This is a genomic window from Streptomyces minutiscleroticus, from assembly GCF_014650875.1.
GTDB lineage: Bacteria > Actinomycetota > Actinomycetes > Streptomycetales > Streptomycetaceae > Streptomyces > Streptomyces minutiscleroticus.
Window position 1 is genome coordinate 57,376 of sequence record NZ_BMVU01000006.1, and the last position, 14,653, is coordinate 72,028.

Below are 14,653 nucleotides of genomic sequence, written 5' to 3' on the forward strand. Positions count from 1 at the left end.
CGCTGGCAAGCCACTGGAACCTGTCCCGGGCACCGGAGCAGGAGGCCGAGCGGTTCGTCCTCGTGGCCGCCGTCGGCCCCGGGACCGGTCCGCACGCCGGCCTCTCCGGCTCGCGCGCCGACGGCCGTCCGGAGGGTCCCCGGATGACGTGACCCGCAAGGGGCAGGCTCCCGTCCACACTGTTTTCGGCCGAGAATTGTCGTGCGCGCGACACCTTGACGAGGGCCCGATGCGGCACCACGATGCCGTGGGAGCGCTCCCAGCGCCCCATGACCCGACCTATGCCACCACTGCCCCGCCCCTCCCGCGCGGAAGGACAGAGCCGTGCCCCACCTCCCGTTCCCCCGATCCCCGCTGTCCGCGCCGGCCCGGCGCGGACGGACGCACCGCCGCAGACACGCGGTGCTCTCCGCCGTCGCCGTCGCCGGACTGCTGGGCGGCGCCCTGGCCGGGTCCGCCACCGCCGCCGAGGCCCGCGCCGCGGACGGCCCCGAACTCGTCTCCAACGGCGACTTCTCGGCCGGCACCACCGGCTGGTGGTGGACCGAGAACAGCCCGGGCAGCATCGCCGACGGGCGTCTGTGCGCCGACGTCCCCGCCGGTACGGCCAACCCCTGGGACGCCATCCTCGGCCAGAACGGCCTGCCCCTGACGACGGGCGAGAGCTACACCCTGCGCTACACCGCCACCGCCACCGCCCCGCTCACCATCCGCGCCAACGTGCAGATGGCCACCGACCCGTACACCGCCGAGCTGTCCGCGGCCGATCCGGTCGGGGCGACGGCGGAGACCTTCGAGCACGTCTTCACCGCCAAGGCCGACCACACGGCGGCCCAGCTCGCCTTCCAGGTGGGCGGCGGCGAGGGGGGGTACACCTTCTGCGTGGACGACGTCTCGCTGACCGGTGGCGCGGAGCCGCCCGTCTACGAGCCGGACACCGGTTCGCCGGTGCGGGTCAACCAGGTCGGTTACCTCACCGGCGGGCCGAAGACCGGGACCTTCGTCACCGAGAGCACCGAGCCGCAGACCTGGGTGCTGAAGGACGGCGCCGGCACCGAGCGGGCGCGCGGGAGGACCAGTCCGGCAGGGGTCGACTCCACCTCCCGGCAGAACGTCCACACCTTCGACTTCACGTCGGTCACCAAGGCCGGTGACGGCTACACCGTCAGCATCGGCGAGGAGACCAGCGAGCCGTTCACCATCGGCGACGACCTCTACTCCGACCTGCGCGGCGACGCGCTCGCGTACTTCTACCACAACCGCAGCGGCATCGAGATCGACGCGGACCTCGTCGGCGAGGAGTACGCGCGCCCGGCCGGTCACATCGGCGTGGCCCCCAACCAGGGCGACACCGACGTGCCGTGCCAGGCGGGCGACTGCGACTACCGGCTCGACGTCTCCGGCGGCTGGTACGACGCGGGCGACCACGGCAAGTACGTCGTCAACGGCGGTATCTCCGTCGCCCAGGTGATGGCCGCCTACGAGCGCACCCTGCACACCGAGGGCGCGGACGGCACGGCCCTCGGCGACGGGAAGCTGCGCGTCCCCGAGCGCGGCAACAGCGTCCCCGACGTCCTCGACGAGGCCCGCTGGCAGCTGGACTTCCTGATGCGGATGCAGGTGCCCGAGGGCGAGCCGCTGGCCGGCATGGTGCACCACAAGATCCATGACCGCGCCTGGACCGGGCTGCCGCTGCTCCCGTCCGCGGACCCGCAGCCCCGCGAGCTGCACCCGCCGACCACCGCGGCGACCCTGAACGTCGCGGCCACCGCGGCCCAGTGCGCCCGGCTGTTCAAGGCGTACGACGCGGAGTTCGCCGCGAAGTGCCTGAAGACGGCCCGCAGCGCCTGGGCGGCGGCGAAGGCGCACCCGGACGTGCTGGCCGACCCGAACGACGGTGTGGGCGGCGGCGCCTATCCCGACACCGACGTGCGCGACGAGTTCTACTGGGCGGCGGCCGAGCTGTTCGTGACCACGGGCGAGGACACCTTCCGCCAGGCGGTGCTGGACTCCCCGCTGCACGGTGACACCGACGCGGTCTTCCCGCGCGGCGGGCTGTCCTGGGGCGCGACGGCCGGGCTGGGCGCGCTGAGCCTGGCCACCGTGCCCAACGAGCTCACCGGCAGCCAGCTCTCCTCGGTCCGCGCGATGGTCCTGGAGGCGGCCGACGGCTACGCGGCGGACTCCCGCAACTCGGCCTACGGCGTGCCGTACGCACCGGAGGACGACGCCTACGTCTGGGGCTCCAACAGCCAGGTCCTCAACAACATGGTCGTGCTCGCGACGGCCCACGACCTGACCGGTGAGACCGGCTACCGGGACGCGGTGCTGCACGGCATGGAGTACCTGCTGGGCCGCAACCCGCTCAACCAGTCGTACATCACCGGCTACGGCGAGCGGGACTCCCACAACCAGCACCACCGCTTCTGGGCGCACCAGCTCGACGCCTCGCTGCCGAACCCGGCGCCCGGCTCGGTCGCGGGCGGCCCGAACGTCGGCATCGAGGACCCGGTGGCCCAGGACAAGCTCAAGGGCTGCGCCCCCGCCATGTGCTACATCGACGACATCGAGTCCTGGGCGACCAACGAGATCACCATCAACTGGAACGCCCCGCTGGCCTGGGTCGCCTCGTATCTGGACGACCTCGGGGGAGGCAACCCGGGCGGTGAGAACCCGGGCGGCGACGAGGTGTGCGAGGTGACCTACCACTCGTACCGCTGGAACAGCGGCTTCACCTCCCAGGTGACGCTGAAGAACACCGGAAGGAGCGCGGTCAGCCCCTGGGAGCTGAAGTGGTCCTTCGCGGACGACCAGCGCGTCACCCAGGCCTGGAGCGCCAAGGTCACCCAGACCGGACGGGACGTGGTCGCGCGGCCGGAGAGCTGGAACACCACCCTCGCGCCCGGCGCCACGGTGAACTTCGGCTTCAACGGCACGGCGAGCGGCTCGCCGGCCGATCCGCGGGCCTTCACCCTCGGAGGCAAGAGCTGCGGCGTGGCCCCGTAGGCCACCGCCGGGAACGGTGAGGTGAGGACGGGCCGGTGCGGCGCCCCGAGGGGCGGCGCACCGGCCCCGCGCCCGTTCGCGGGCTCCCCGGCCGGGCGGGCTTGACCTCAAGCGCTTCATGTGTCCGAAGCTGGGGTCATGGCAACGACAGAGAAGGCCACCGCCGCGGACGCGGCCTCGGTGTCGATCCAGGACGTGTCGCGGCTGAGCGGCCTGTCGGAGGCGACGCTGCGCTACTACGAGAAGATCGGCCTCATCGCCCCGGTGCCGCGCGACGAGAGCAGCGGGCACCGCCGGTACGGCGGCCCCGCCGTGGAGACGATCCAGGCACTGGGCTGCCTGCGGGCCACCGGTATGAGCGTCCAGGACATGCGGGCCTACCTCCGCCACCTGGACGGGGCCGACGGCGACGCGGCCCGGATGCGCGCGCTGTTCGAGCGCAACGCCGAGCGGGTGGAGCAGGAGATCGGGCACCTGCGCGTCCGGCTGCGCTATCTGCGGCTGAAGGCCGACCTCTGGGACGCGCGCGAGCGCGGGGACGCCGAGGCGGAGCACCGCTCCGTCGAGAAGATCACGCACACGGCGCGGGAGCTGCGCTGACCGCGCGCACGGCCGCCGACACGACCAGGAGCAGGACATGACGCACGACCCCTACGCATCTCCGGCCGGCCCGGTGCCCGCCCGGAGCGGTGAACTCGTCCTCGTGACCGGAGGGAACGGCTACCTCGGCGCACACGTCGTCCGGCGGCTGCTCGACACCGGTCACCGCGTGCGCGCCACGGTCCGCTCACCGCAGCGGGCGGCCGAGGTCCGGGCGGCAGCAGCGGCGGGCGGCGCGGCCGATCCCGGGGAGCGGCTGGAGGTGGTCCGGGCGGACCTGTCCGCGGACGCCGGGTGGGCCGAGGCCGCCCGCGACTGCACCTACGTGCTGCACGTCGCCTCGCCGTTCCCGGCCGGGGTGCCGCGGCACCCCGACGAGCTGATCGTGCCCGCCCGGGACGGAGCCCTGCGCGTGCTGCGGGCAGCCCGCGACGAAGGGGTGGAACGGGTGGTGCTGACCTCCTCCTTCGCCGCGATCGGCTACAGCCGCAAGCCCGGCGACACCTACGACGAGGGGGACTGGACCGACCCGGACGACGACCTCACCCCCTACATCAGATCGAAGACCGTGGCGGAACGGGCCGCCTGGGACTTCATGGCCTCCCAGGGCGGGCGGACGGAACTGGCGGTGATCAACCCCACCGGCATCTTCGGCCCGCTCCTCACCCCCCGCCTGTCGGTGTCGGTGGCCCTGGTCAAGGCGATGCTCGACGGCGCGCTGCCGGTGGTCGCCCCGCAGTACTTCGGCGTGGCGGACGTCCGCGACGTCGCCGACGCCCACCTGCGGGCCATGACCCACCCGGACGCGGCGGGCGAGCGCTTCCTCGTCAGCAGCGACACCGCGATCAGCTTCCTGCGGATGGCGGCCCTCCTCGCCGAGCACCTGGGCGAGCGCGCGGCCCGGGTGCCCACCCGGGAGCTGACCGCGGACCAGGTGCGCGAGGCCGCCCGGACGGACCCCGCCCTGCGGGAGGCGGCCGGTCAGCTGGGCAAGGTCCCGGTCCTGCGGACCGACAAGGCCCGCGCGGTCCTCGGCTGGCACCCCAGGGACGTGGCGACGACCCTCGTGGACACCGCGGAGAGCCTGTACGACCTGGGACTCGTGCACAACTGACCGTTCTCCGGCAGGAAGCGGGACCGGTCCCGGCCGGACGCCCGGGTACAGCGCGCACGAAATAAAGGAGACACTCATACTGACGAGGGAATCGCAAGAAGACCATTCTGTTCCGGGCGCGCCGTGAGCGGCACCTGACAGGTCCTCAGGAAGCCCGGCGGAGAGGCCACACCGTGGAACGCTCCGTCCGCCTGCCCGCACGCGCCGTCCCATGGTCGCGCCGCCGTGGCCGTCGGCGCGTACGACGAACCCGGCCGCGGCGGCCCGTGCACCGCGGACGGCCGGGGCGTCACGTCGAAGGGCTTCGGTACGGGGGCACCCCGGCGGGGGCCGGCGGCCCGCTCTCCCGCACCACGCTCAGCACCAGGGAAAAGAGGACAAGCACGTCGTCAAGAGGTCTTCGCCGGGCCGTCGCCGTGAGCCTGCGGGGCGCGGAGCCCCAATTGCCGCTCGCGTTCGGCCGTGGCCTGCACCGGCCCGTCGAACGCCTGGTAGCGCCCGCCGAGCATGCCCTGCTGCGCCGCGGGGAGGTTGTTCACGATCTTGACCTCGGTCCGCGCTCCGAGCACCTTCCCGAGGGCTTCCTGGAGGTCCCTGTCGACGCCGGTCACGGAACCGTCGGCGCCGACCGAGCGGAAGGACGGGTGCGAGTCGCCGGCGAACCGCGGGACACCGGGGTCCTTGACGGACCCGGGCAGGGCGTCATGCAGGGCGGGCACCGCTTCGGCGGACGGGGACGGAACGCCGTCCTCCCCGGACGCGCCGCGGTCGGCGAGGGCCGGCACGGAGATGAGCGCGGTGGTCAGTGTGCCGTGGCGTTCGCCACCGCCGGTGGGATCGAGAGGTGCGCATGAGGGCGTTCCCTTGCATGGAGCGAGATCCGCGTCATTGTCGGTATCGCCGCTGGGCGTCGCATGAGGTGTCACCAATGACAAGGGTCGTGCGATACATTCGACGCGACACGACGGCCGCCCAGGAACCGAGGTGCCATGGGGAAGGACCTGCCGAAGGCCGAGCTGCCCCGGGCTCAGAGCGGGGCGGAGCCCCAGCTCCTGCTGACCTCTCTGCTGGGCGACTTCTGGTACTGGCGCGACGAGCACATCCCCGCCACCGCACTGGTCAGACTGCTCGCCGACTTCGGCGTGACACCGGACGGCGCCAGGGCGGCCATGCGCCGCCTCGTGGCCCGCGGCCTGCTGGACACCTCGCGCAGCGGACGCACGACGGCGTACGGCATCCCCCCGCGCACCTCCGAGGTGATCGTCGAGCGCACTCACCGCATGCTGACGTTCGGGGTCACCGCGCCCGAGTGGGACGGCCGGTGGACGGTCGTCGCGTTCTCCGTGCCCGAGCGGGACCGCGCCCTGCGGACCGCGCTCCGCTCACGGCTGCGCGTACTGGGATTCGCCGCCCTCTACGACGGCATGTGGGTGTCGCCGCGCGACCTGGGCGAGGACGCCCAGGACCTGCTGCGGCAGCTCGGCATCGAGACCGCGACCGTGCTGCGCTCCACCACGGTGCCCGGCGGGACCCGGCAGGGCGACCCGGTGTCCGCCTTCGACCTGAGCGCGCTGAACCAGGAGTACCGCAGCTTCGCCGAACGCTACGAACCGGTGCTCGACCACCTCGACGCCGGCCGCATCAGCCCGGCGGAGGCGCTGCGGACGCGCACCGAACTGCGGGTGGCCTGGCGGCGCTTCCCGGAGAGCGACCCGGACCTGCCGGCCGAACTGCTGCCGGCCGGCTGGGACCGCCCCCGCGCCCAGCGCGTCTTCGTCCAGATCCACGACCGCCTCGGGCCGCTCGCCGAGATCCGGTTCCGGCAGATCCTCGCCACGGTCTCGCCCGAACTGGCCGAACTGTCCTGCCACCACGACTCCGCCGCCATAGCCGAGCTGTACGCCTCGCTCGGCGACCGCAGACCGCACGGGGACACCCCGTTCGAACAGGCGGCGCAGGCACGCAGACTGGACGAGGCGACCCGCTCGAAGCCGTGAGCCGGCCGGCCGCGGGGAGTGCTCCCGCAGGATTCCCCGCCCGCTCCGGCCGCCCCGCCTGTCCCACCCGTCCCGTCTGATCCGGGCGTCGGTCCGCACGCCGGTCGACCTCGACGCCCCCGTACACCCGTCGGCTCCGACGCGGCCCCGCACGCCGGTCGACCTCGGCGCGGTCCGCTTCCGCCGGTCCGCCCGCGCGCGTCAGGGCAAGGCCCGGTGCGCGCTCTCCGGGCAGGTCCGCGGGCGCTCGACGCCGGCGGGCCCGGGCCACGGGCCATGCGTTCCCCGACAGGCGGGCCCGCACGACGGTTCCGTCCGCTTGAGCAGGTGAAGCGGCTAGGAGCCCGCCCCCTCCTCGTCCGCCGCCGCGGACCCCACCGTCCTCGTCGTGCCGTGCCACGCCTCCCGTGGCAGCCGGCCCGCACGTCCTCGCGGCCCGTTCAAGGCATTGACAGGAATCCTGTTGAACGAGAACACTGAGTCCAACCAACAGGAATCCTGTCGATCTTTCATGGGCGACAGCTCTGCCGGCACCACCGCACACAGGAAGAGGCACTGTCATGGATCTGCACGGGAAGGTCGCCGTCGTCACCGGAAGCGGACGCGGACTGGGATTCGCCTACGCCCGGGCCCTCGCCGCCGCCGGAGCCTCCGTGGTCGTCAACGACATCGACGCCGACGTGGTCGACGCCGCGGTCGACGCCATCGCCTCGGCCGGCGGCAAGGCGGTCGGCGTCGTGGCGGCCGTGGGCGACAGCGAGGCCGCCGAGCGGCTGACCGGGACGGCGGTGCGGGAGTTCGGGCACCTGGACGTCCTCGTCACCAACGCCGGCATCCTGCGCGACCGGGTGCTGTGGAAGATGACCGACGACGACTTCGACGCCGTCGTGAAGGTCCATCTGCGCGGCACCTTCACCTGCGCCCGCGCCGCCGCGGTGCGGATGCGCGAACAGGGGACCGGCGGCCGCCTCGTGCTGATCTCCTCGCCCGCGGGTCAGCGCGGCAACTTCGGCCAGACCAACTACGCCGCCGCCAAGGCGGGCATCGTGGCGATGGCCCGCACCTGGGCGATGGAGCTGGCCAGGGCGGGCATCACCGTCAACGCGGTCGTCCCGGTCGCGGCCACCGAGATGACCAGGACCGTCCCGGCCTTCGCGCCGGCCATCGAGGAGGCCGAGCGCACCGGCGCCCCCCTGCCCGATCGGCTGCGCAAGGACGAGGGCCTCGGCACGGTGGAGGACGTGGCGGGCCTCATCACCTTCCTCGCCTCGGACGCCTCGAAGGACGTCACCGGCCAGGCCATCGGCGTCGGCGGCGACCGCCTCGCCCTGTGGTCCCACCCCGCGGAGAAGTCGGTCGCCTTCGCCGACGGCGGCTGGAGCGCCGACGCGATCGCGCGACAGTGGCACGACGGCGTCGGAGCCGAGCCCGAGACGTACGGCATCCCGGCGCCCAAGGCCCCGGAGGCGTGAGATGAGCGACCAGGCCATCGACGTCACCGCCCTGACCGCCATCGACGTCCACACCCACGCCGAGGTCTCCAGGAGCGGCCACGGAGCGCTGAGCCCGGAACTCCTCGGCGCCTCCGAGGAGTACTTCAAGGCACACGGCCACCGGCAGCCGACCATCGACGAGACGGCCGCGTACTACCGGGAGCGCCGCATGGCGGCCGTGGTGTTCACCGTGGACGCCGAGCACGCCACCGGCCACCCCCGCATCCCCAACGAGGAGGTGGCGGAGAACTGCGCCGAACACGGCGACGTGCTCATCCCGTTCGCCAGCGTCGACCCGCACAAGGGCCGGGCGGGTGTGCGCGAGGCCCGCCGCCTGGTCGAGGAGCACGGGGTACGCGGCTTCAAGTTCCACCCCAGCATCCAGGCGTTCTCGCCCGACGACCGGATGGCGTACCCGCTCTACGAGGCGATCGAGGAACTCGGTGTGCCCGCGCTGTTCCACACCGGCCAGACCGGCATCGGCGCCGGCGTGCCGGGCGGCGGCGGCATCCGGCTGAAGTACTCCGACCCCATGCTCGTCGACGACGTCGCCGTGGACTTCCCCGAACTGCGCATCATCCTGGCGCACCCCTCGTTCCCCTGGCAGGACGAGGCCCTGGCCGTCGCCACGCACAAGCCCTACGTGTACATCGACCTCTCGGGCTGGTCGCCGAAGTACTTCCCGCCGCAACTGGTGCGGTACGCCGGCTCACTGCTCAAGGACAAGGTGCTCTTCGGGTCCGACTACCCGGTCATCACCCCCGACCGGTGGCTCGCCGACTTCGACAGACTCGACATCAGGCCCGAGGTCCGGCCCAAGATCCTCAAGGAGAACGCCGCCCGTCTGCTCGGGCTCCTCAAGGACTGAGGGGGACGCCGTGTTGAACCAAGGCATCGGCTCCTGGCCCGCGCGCCGGGCCCGCAGGACACCGCACCGCACGGCGATCGTCCACCAGGACACGGAACTCACCTACCGGGAACTGCACCAGCGGGTCCTGCGCCTGGCCCACGCACTGCGCTCCCTCGGGGTGGCCCGCGGGGACCGCGTCGCCCACCTGGGCCCCAACCACCCGGCCTTCCTGGAGACACTGTTCGCGGCCGGCGCGCTCGGTGCCGTCTTCGTCCCGCTCAACACGCGGCTGGCCGCCCCCGAGCTGGCGTACAACCTCTCCGACTCGGGCAGCACCGTACTGGTCCACGGCTCCGGGCACACCGAGACGGCCGCGGCGGCCTGCGCGGACGCGGGCGTCCGGCACCGCATCACCCTCGGCGCGGCGGGCGCCGGCGCCCTCGGCTACGAGGACCTGCTCGCCGGCGCCGGGACCGGACCGCTGGACGAGCCCGTCGGCCCGGACGACCCCTGCATCATCATGTACACCTCGGGGACCACGGGACGGCCCAAGGGGGCCGTGCTCTCCCACGCCAACATCACCTGGAATAGTGTCAACGTCCTCGTCGACACCGACCTGGCCGGTGACGAGGTCACCCTGGTCGTCGCCCCGCTCTTCCACACCGCCGGGCTCAACATGACCTGTCTGCCGACCCTCCTCAAAGGCGGCCGGGTCGTCCTGCTCGAGGCCTTCGACGCCGGACGCGTCCTCGACGTCATCGAGAGCCGGCGCGTGACGTACATGTTCGGCGTCCCCACGATGTACGACGCGATGGCCGCCCAGCCGCGGTGGCCGGAGGCCGACCTGTCCAGCCTGCGCTCCCTCAGCTGCGGCGGCGCGCCGGTGCCCGCGCGCACCATCGACGCCTACCTCGCGCGCGGGCTGGCCTTCAGCCAGGGGTACGGCATGACCGAGGCGTCCCCCGGCGTGCTCTTCCTGGGCCGGGAGCAGGTCTCGGCCAAGGCCGGCTCGGCCGGGGTGCCGCACTTCTTCACCGACACCCGGATCGCACTGGCCGACGGCCGCACCGCCGGGCCCGGCGAGAGCGGCGAGATCCTCGTCCAGGGCCCGAACGTCATGAGCGGCTACTGGGGCCGCCCGCAGGACACCGCGGCCGCCTTCACCGACGACGGCTGGCTGCGCACGGGCGATGTCGCGCGGACGGACGACGACGGCTACGCCTACATCGTCGACCGTGTCAAGGACATGTTCGTCTCCGGCGGGGAGAACGTCTACCCGGCCGAGGTGGAGGACGCCCTGCTCGGTCACCCGTCCGTCCGGGAGTGCGCCGTCATCGGGGTGCCGGACACCGTGTGGGGGGAGGTCGGCCACGCGGTCGTCGTCCTGAAGCCCGGTGCCCGCGCCGACGACCAGGACATCCTCGCCCATCTGCGGGGCCGGCTCGCCAAGTACAAGATCCCCAGGACCGTCGCCTTCGCCGGCTCCCTCCCCCGGACCGCCTCGGGGAAGATCCTCAAACCGGCCGTGCGGAAGGCCTACGCACCGGGCCCCGCCGAGCCGACCGGCCCCTGAACAACTCCTCACACACAGCGAAGGGCAGAACCCCGTGCCGACCACCGCCCAGGGCCTCGAAGGCCTCACCGCACTCGCCGGCCGCGACCTCGGCCGCACCGACTGGCTGGAGATCACGCAGGAGCGCGTGCACACCTTCGCCGATGCCACCGACGACCACCAGTGGATCCACACCGACCCGGAGAGGGCGAAGCAGGGCCCCTTCGGCGGACCCATCGCCCACGGATACCTCACCCTCTCCCTGGTCATCCCGTTGTTCGGTGATCTGCTGAGGATCGAGGGCATCTCCATGAGCGTCAACTACGGCCTGGAGAAGGTGCGCTTCCCCAGCCCCGTGCCCGTCGGCGCGAAGATCCGCCTGCACGGCGCGGTCGACTCCGTCGAGGAGGTCAAGGGCGACGGGGTGCAGATGCGGCTGACCTTCACCGTCGAGGTCGAGGGCGGCTCCAGGCCCGCCTGCGTGGCCCAGGCCGTCTACCGGCACTACGCCTGACGGGCGGGGCACGGCAGCGTGCGGAGGCGGGTGAACGCACCGCCGCGCCGCCGCGCCGCCGCGCCGCCGAGTCCGGTGCGGTGACCGGCCGAGGCCCCGGCCGTGGTGGGGCGGTGAGGACGAGCAGTGTCTGGGACTGGTCCTCGGTGAACAGGGCCTGGCAGTCCAGCTCGATCGCGCCGGGTTCGGAGTGGATGAGGGTCTTGTGGTCCTCGAAGCGCTGGGCGACCTCGTGCCGCTCCCACGGCTCGGCGAACTCCTCGCTCGCCTTCTGCAGGGTCCGCACGAGGTCACCGGCCCGCGACCGCGGGCCGCGCAGCCCGTGGGCGGCACGCAGGTTCGCGACCCGGGCGCGGCTCCGCCGGTCCCGGTCGGCGTCGGGGTAGACGAGCCGCTCCGCGGGATCGGTGAACCAGCGGTAGATCGCGCTGCGGGCCGGTCCGGTGCACCGCGACGCGTCCCCGGACAGGGCGGTGGCCATCCTGTTCTGCACCAGCGTCTCGCCCAGCTCGGTCAGGACGAGCGCCGGGGTGTCGTCGAGGCGGTCGAGGACCCGCAGCAGCGCGGGGGCGACATGCGCCGAGGCCGACAGCGACGCCGGTGCGTTGTGCCCGGCGATCCGGTACAGGCAGGTGCGCTCGTCGCCCGCCAGCCGCAGCGCCCGGGCGATCGAGGCCAGCATGTGCTCGCCGGGCTGGGGGCCGCGGCGCTGCTCCAGCCGTGTGTAGTAGTCGGGCGACATCACGGCGGCGGAGGCGCACCGGGGACCGTCAGGTGCGGAGGCCCGCCCGGACCAGGACCTCGGCGGTGCGGGCCGGCTGCGTGAACGGAAAGCTGTGCGCTCCCGGGAGGACCAGGGCGCGGCCTCGGGGCGCCCGGCGTGCCGCGTGGCCGATCCAGGCGGGCGGCGCGATGGCGTCGTGCCGGCCGCCCACCACGACCGTGGCACACGACACCGCCGGCAGCAGCCGTTCGGGGGCGTCCCGCTGCGCCGAACGCACCAGGCGGGCGAGCCGGCGGGGCCCGCCACGCGCGTAGTAGGGCAGCACGTGCGGCAGGACCGAGGGCGCCTCGTGCAGGGCCGTCCGTGTGAAGGCCCCGAGCAGCGCCCCCGCATCGCGCGCGGCGGGCGGGAAGGTCAGTCCGAGCAGCACCAGGGCCCGTACGCGGTCCGGCACCCGCAGGGCCGCGTGCAGGGCGATCTGTGCGCCGGTGGAGTGCCCGGCCAGTACGACCGGCCCCTCGGGGACCGTGGCGAGCCAGTCCGCCGTGACATCGGCGAGCGCTTCGATCGTCGCCGGGAAGGGCGGAGCCGCGCGGTCGCCGAAGCCCGGCACGTCGAGCAGGCGCAGCGTGCCGCCCCGCGCGGCACACGCGTCCGCGGTCCTCATCAGGTAGCCCACGGCCCCCAGTCCGGGCAGCAGGACGACCTGCGGACCGCCGCCCGTACCGACCCGCACGCTGCGTACCGTCGTGCCCGGGCCCAGCCGGTCGCGGCGGACCTGACGCACCGCGCTCCCGGTCCCGTCGCCGCGGGCACGGCGCTCGGCGGTCCCGGTCCCGTCGGCGCGGACACGGTGCTCGGCACGCTCACTGCTGGACATGCACGGCCGGGTACCCCGCCGCGCCCCCGTGCATCAGGGGTCCCACCGATCGCCTCCGTCCCGCACACCACCTGGACGACCGTCTCCGGCTCCTCGGGGCGGGCCCGTCCGTGGCGCGGCGCGGCTCCGGCGGACGCCGTGCTCCCCGCCCTCTGCGGAGCCCCGGCCGGGGCCGGCCCGGCCGAAGGGCCGAGGGCCGGCGTCCGGCACCCGCGTTCCGCCGCCGCGGCCGAACCGGGGCCGACGAGGCGACGCGTCGACGGCGTCCGCGAAGGGCGGGGATCAGCGGTTGCGGCGGGCGGTGGCCAGACCCCAGACCCCCAGGACGGTCACGACGACCGAGAGCACGAGGGCGGTCACGGGAAGCACGGCGGCGCCACCGTCGCTGAGCGAACGCGCCGAACTGGTCAGTCCCACGATCCCCAGCAGGAGCACCACCACGGCGTACAGGCGGGTGGCGGGGACGAAGGTCCACCGTGTGCTGTCACTCATGAGTTCGTCCTTCCTTTCACGGCTGTGCGGCACCGGCTACCCCTCGCGCCTCCTCCCACTCCCCCAACGCCCTTGTTCCACACGGCATTTGAGCGTGCGGCCGCTCCGGTGGGTCCGTGTCCGACGGCCCGTGGCCGGCGTTCCGGGGAGAACGGCGCCCGCCCGGCGGTCAGGCCCCGATCCTCACCATCCGCCCGCCGTCGGTCCGCACGGACCGCGACACCGCCTCCGCGGTGGCACGGACCTGCGGCACCAGCTTCATCGGCTGGAGGAACCGGGCGGGTGTCATCACCGCCACGGCGGCGGTCACGGTCCCGTGACCGGTGCACACCGGAGCCGCGACGGCACCGTGCCCTTCGAGGCGCGGGTTCGGGGCGGTGATCGCGTACCCCTCCTGCCTCACCTTGGCGAGGCGGGTCCGCAGTGCGGCGGCGTCCACGGTCCCGCGCGACGGGTGCGCGGCCTCGGCGGCCGCGCAGGACTCCCTTCTGGCCGCCTCGTTCGCGTGCGCAAGCAGGACCAGACCCACCGTCGTGTCGAGCAGCGGCGTCCGGGACCCGACCTCGTCCCGGCGCGTCACACCGTGTGCGTCGTCGGACAGGAAGGACACGCACACACTGTCGACTCCGTCGCGGACCGCGAGCATCACCGCGGCCGAGGTCCGTCTGTGCAGGTCGACCAGGTGTGGCTGGGCGGCCTGCGTCAACGCCGCGTGCGGTGCGAGAGCGCCCGTCTCCCACAGCCGCAGTCCGATGCGGTAGGTGCCGTCCGCACATTTCTCCAGAGCGCCCCAGGCGTGAAGTTTGGCGACGATGCGGTGAACCGTGGCGACGGGAAGGCCCGAGCGCCTGCTGATGCCGCTCAGCGTAAGGTTCCGGTTCTCCCGGTCGAAGGCTCCGAGAATGCGAAGCGTCCTGTCGACGACCGAGCGTTCGGGCACACCGGAGTGTGGGGTGGTCATCCCGTCAATTCCCTTCACCTGCACGTCGTGATTACTTTGCACATGCACGCACCGGTAAATCTCCGGTCAGGGCGGCCACGTCCATTATTGAACAATCAAGTGGCTTATCAAGGACTTCACTTCGATACTGGCATTTCACTAAAGACCGCTCTCCCTCGCCCCTTCGCCGTCCCTGCGCCGCGAGCCGCGCGGGGTCCGCCGCGAGCTGCCCGGATCCGCCCCGGCCCCACCCTCCCCTCGCCGCGACCGCCGCCCACGCGGTCCGGCGTCCTCTCCGTACGGCACCGGACGCGGCGCCCGCGGGGCGGGGCGGCCACCGCGACCGCGTCCGGTGCCGGCAAGGGGACCGGACACGGGAGGCGGCACCCGCGCCCGGCCCCCCGCCGCCGGGGCCGGCTGTCCGCGTCAAGCCCTCCGTGGGACACGTACGAGTGCCGCTCGTCGCGCGGGCACGGGACCTCCGAAGCGGG

Annotated in this window: 13 protein-coding genes; 8 read left to right on the plus strand and 5 right to left on the minus strand. The window is 73.4% G+C overall.

The window, feature by feature from the left end; all coding sequences use genetic code 11:
• The first annotated feature begins 402 nt into the window (after nt 1–402).
• The 3 genes from IE271_RS10325 to IE271_RS10335 all read left to right on the plus strand — a co-directional run bounded on the left by IE271_RS10325 (nt 403) and on the right by IE271_RS10335 (nt 4,720).
• Nucleotides 403–3,006 (plus strand): glycoside hydrolase family 9 protein, encoded by a 2,604-nt coding sequence (locus IE271_RS10325; protein WP_190190026.1) that lies wholly within the window; start codon nt 403–405, stop codon nt 3,004–3,006.
• Nucleotides 3,007–3,144: 138 nt separating this feature from the next.
• Nucleotides 3,145–3,606, plus strand: a complete 462-nt coding sequence (locus IE271_RS10330; RefSeq protein WP_190189928.1) for a MerR family transcriptional regulator — start codon at nt 3,145–3,147, stop codon at nt 3,604–3,606.
• A gap of 37 nt (nt 3,607–3,643) precedes the next feature.
• Nucleotides 3,644–4,720 carry an SDR family oxidoreductase gene (locus IE271_RS10335; RefSeq protein ID WP_190189929.1) on the plus strand — a complete coding sequence of 359 codons (1,077 nt, stop codon included), beginning with the start codon at nt 3,644–3,646 and terminating at the stop codon, nt 4,718–4,720.
• Nucleotides 4,721–5,109: 389 nt separating this feature from the next.
• Here the strand turns inward: IE271_RS10335 and IE271_RS10340 are convergent, their stop codons facing one another.
• Nucleotides 5,110–5,505, minus strand: a complete 396-nt coding sequence (locus IE271_RS10340) for a type 2 periplasmic-binding domain-containing protein (protein WP_190189930.1) — start codon at nt 5,503–5,505, stop codon at nt 5,110–5,112.
• 204 nt (nt 5,506–5,709) lie between these two features.
• Here IE271_RS10340 and IE271_RS10345 point away from each other — a divergent pair, with 204 nt between their 5' ends.
• From IE271_RS10345 to IE271_RS10365, 5 genes are all read left to right on the plus strand, one after another.
• Nucleotides 5,710–6,717 (plus strand): PaaX family transcriptional regulator, encoded by a 1,008-nt coding sequence (locus tag IE271_RS10345; protein WP_190189931.1) that lies wholly within the window; start codon nt 5,710–5,712, stop codon nt 6,715–6,717.
• A gap of 560 nt (nt 6,718–7,277) precedes the next feature.
• The gene (locus tag IE271_RS10350) at nt 7,278–8,189 is read left to right on the plus strand and encodes an SDR family oxidoreductase (protein ID WP_190189932.1); all 912 of its coding nucleotides are present in this window, start codon (nt 7,278–7,280) and stop codon (nt 8,187–8,189) included.
• 1 nt (nt 8,190) lies between these two features.
• Complete coding sequence (locus IE271_RS10355; RefSeq protein ID WP_190189933.1) at nt 8,191–9,078, plus strand: amidohydrolase family protein; 888 nt, start codon at nt 8,191–8,193, stop codon at nt 9,076–9,078.
• A 10-nt stretch (nt 9,079–9,088) separates the two neighbouring features.
• The gene (locus tag IE271_RS10360; protein ID WP_190189934.1) at nt 9,089–10,633 is read left to right on the plus strand and encodes an acyl-CoA synthetase; all 1,545 of its coding nucleotides are present in this window, start codon (nt 9,089–9,091) and stop codon (nt 10,631–10,633) included.
• A 34-nt stretch (nt 10,634–10,667) separates the two neighbouring features.
• Nucleotides 10,668–11,126, plus strand: coding sequence for a MaoC family dehydratase (locus IE271_RS10365; protein WP_190189935.1), 459 nt, complete (start codon nt 10,668–10,670; stop codon nt 11,124–11,126).
• Here IE271_RS10365 and IE271_RS10370 read toward each other — a convergent pair.
• The 4 genes from IE271_RS10370 to IE271_RS10385 form a co-directional block, all read right to left on the minus strand.
• Nucleotides 11,056–11,868 (minus strand): MmyB family transcriptional regulator, encoded by an 813-nt coding sequence (locus tag IE271_RS10370; protein WP_190189936.1) that lies wholly within the window; start codon nt 11,866–11,868, stop codon nt 11,056–11,058. The two genes, IE271_RS10365 and IE271_RS10370, sit on opposite strands and share 71 nt — an antisense overlap.
• Before the next feature lie 28 nt (nt 11,869–11,896).
• Nucleotides 11,897–12,730 carry an alpha/beta fold hydrolase gene (locus tag IE271_RS10375; RefSeq protein ID WP_190189937.1) on the minus strand — a complete coding sequence of 278 codons (834 nt, stop codon included), beginning with the start codon at nt 12,728–12,730 and terminating at the stop codon, nt 11,897–11,899.
• Nucleotides 12,731–13,012: 282 nt separating this feature from the next.
• On the minus strand, nt 13,013–13,222 hold the full coding sequence (locus IE271_RS10380) for a hypothetical protein (RefSeq protein WP_190189938.1): 210 nt from the start codon (nt 13,220–13,222) through the stop codon (nt 13,013–13,015).
• Between the two features lie 169 nt (nt 13,223–13,391).
• Complete coding sequence (locus IE271_RS10385) at nt 13,392–14,183, minus strand: IclR family transcriptional regulator (RefSeq protein ID WP_190189939.1); 792 nt, start codon at nt 14,181–14,183, stop codon at nt 13,392–13,394.
• Between the last annotated feature and the right edge of the window lie 470 nt (nt 14,184–14,653).

Excerpts from the sequence above, each read along its gene's own strand:
- IE271_RS10330 (WP_190189928.1), top strand. The coding sequence starts at position 3,145 with ATGGCAACGACAGAGAAGGCCACCGCCGCGGACGCGGCCTCGGTGTCG.
- IE271_RS10335 (WP_190189929.1), top strand. The coding sequence starts at position 3,644 with ATGACGCACGACCCCTACGCATCTCCGGCCGGCCCGGTGCCCGCCCGG.
- IE271_RS10345 (WP_190189931.1), top strand. The coding sequence starts at position 5,710 with ATGGGGAAGGACCTGCCGAAGGCCGAGCTGCCCCGGGCTCAGAGCGGG.
- IE271_RS10350 (WP_190189932.1), top strand. The coding sequence starts at position 7,278 with ATGGATCTGCACGGGAAGGTCGCCGTCGTCACCGGAAGCGGACGCGGA.
- IE271_RS10355 (WP_190189933.1), top strand. The coding sequence starts at position 8,191 with ATGAGCGACCAGGCCATCGACGTCACCGCCCTGACCGCCATCGACGTC.
- IE271_RS10370 (WP_190189936.1), bottom strand. The coding sequence starts at position 11,868 with ATGTCGCCCGACTACTACACACGGCTGGAGCAGCGCCGCGGCCCCCAG.
- IE271_RS10375 (WP_190189937.1), bottom strand. The coding sequence starts at position 12,730 with ATGTCCAGCAGTGAGCGTGCCGAGCACCGTGTCCGCGCCGACGGGACC.
- IE271_RS10380 (WP_190189938.1), bottom strand. The coding sequence starts at position 13,222 with ATGAGTGACAGCACACGGTGGACCTTCGTCCCCGCCACCCGCCTGTAC.
- IE271_RS10385 (WP_190189939.1), bottom strand. The coding sequence starts at position 14,183 with ATGACCACCCCACACTCCGGTGTGCCCGAACGCTCGGTCGTCGACAGG.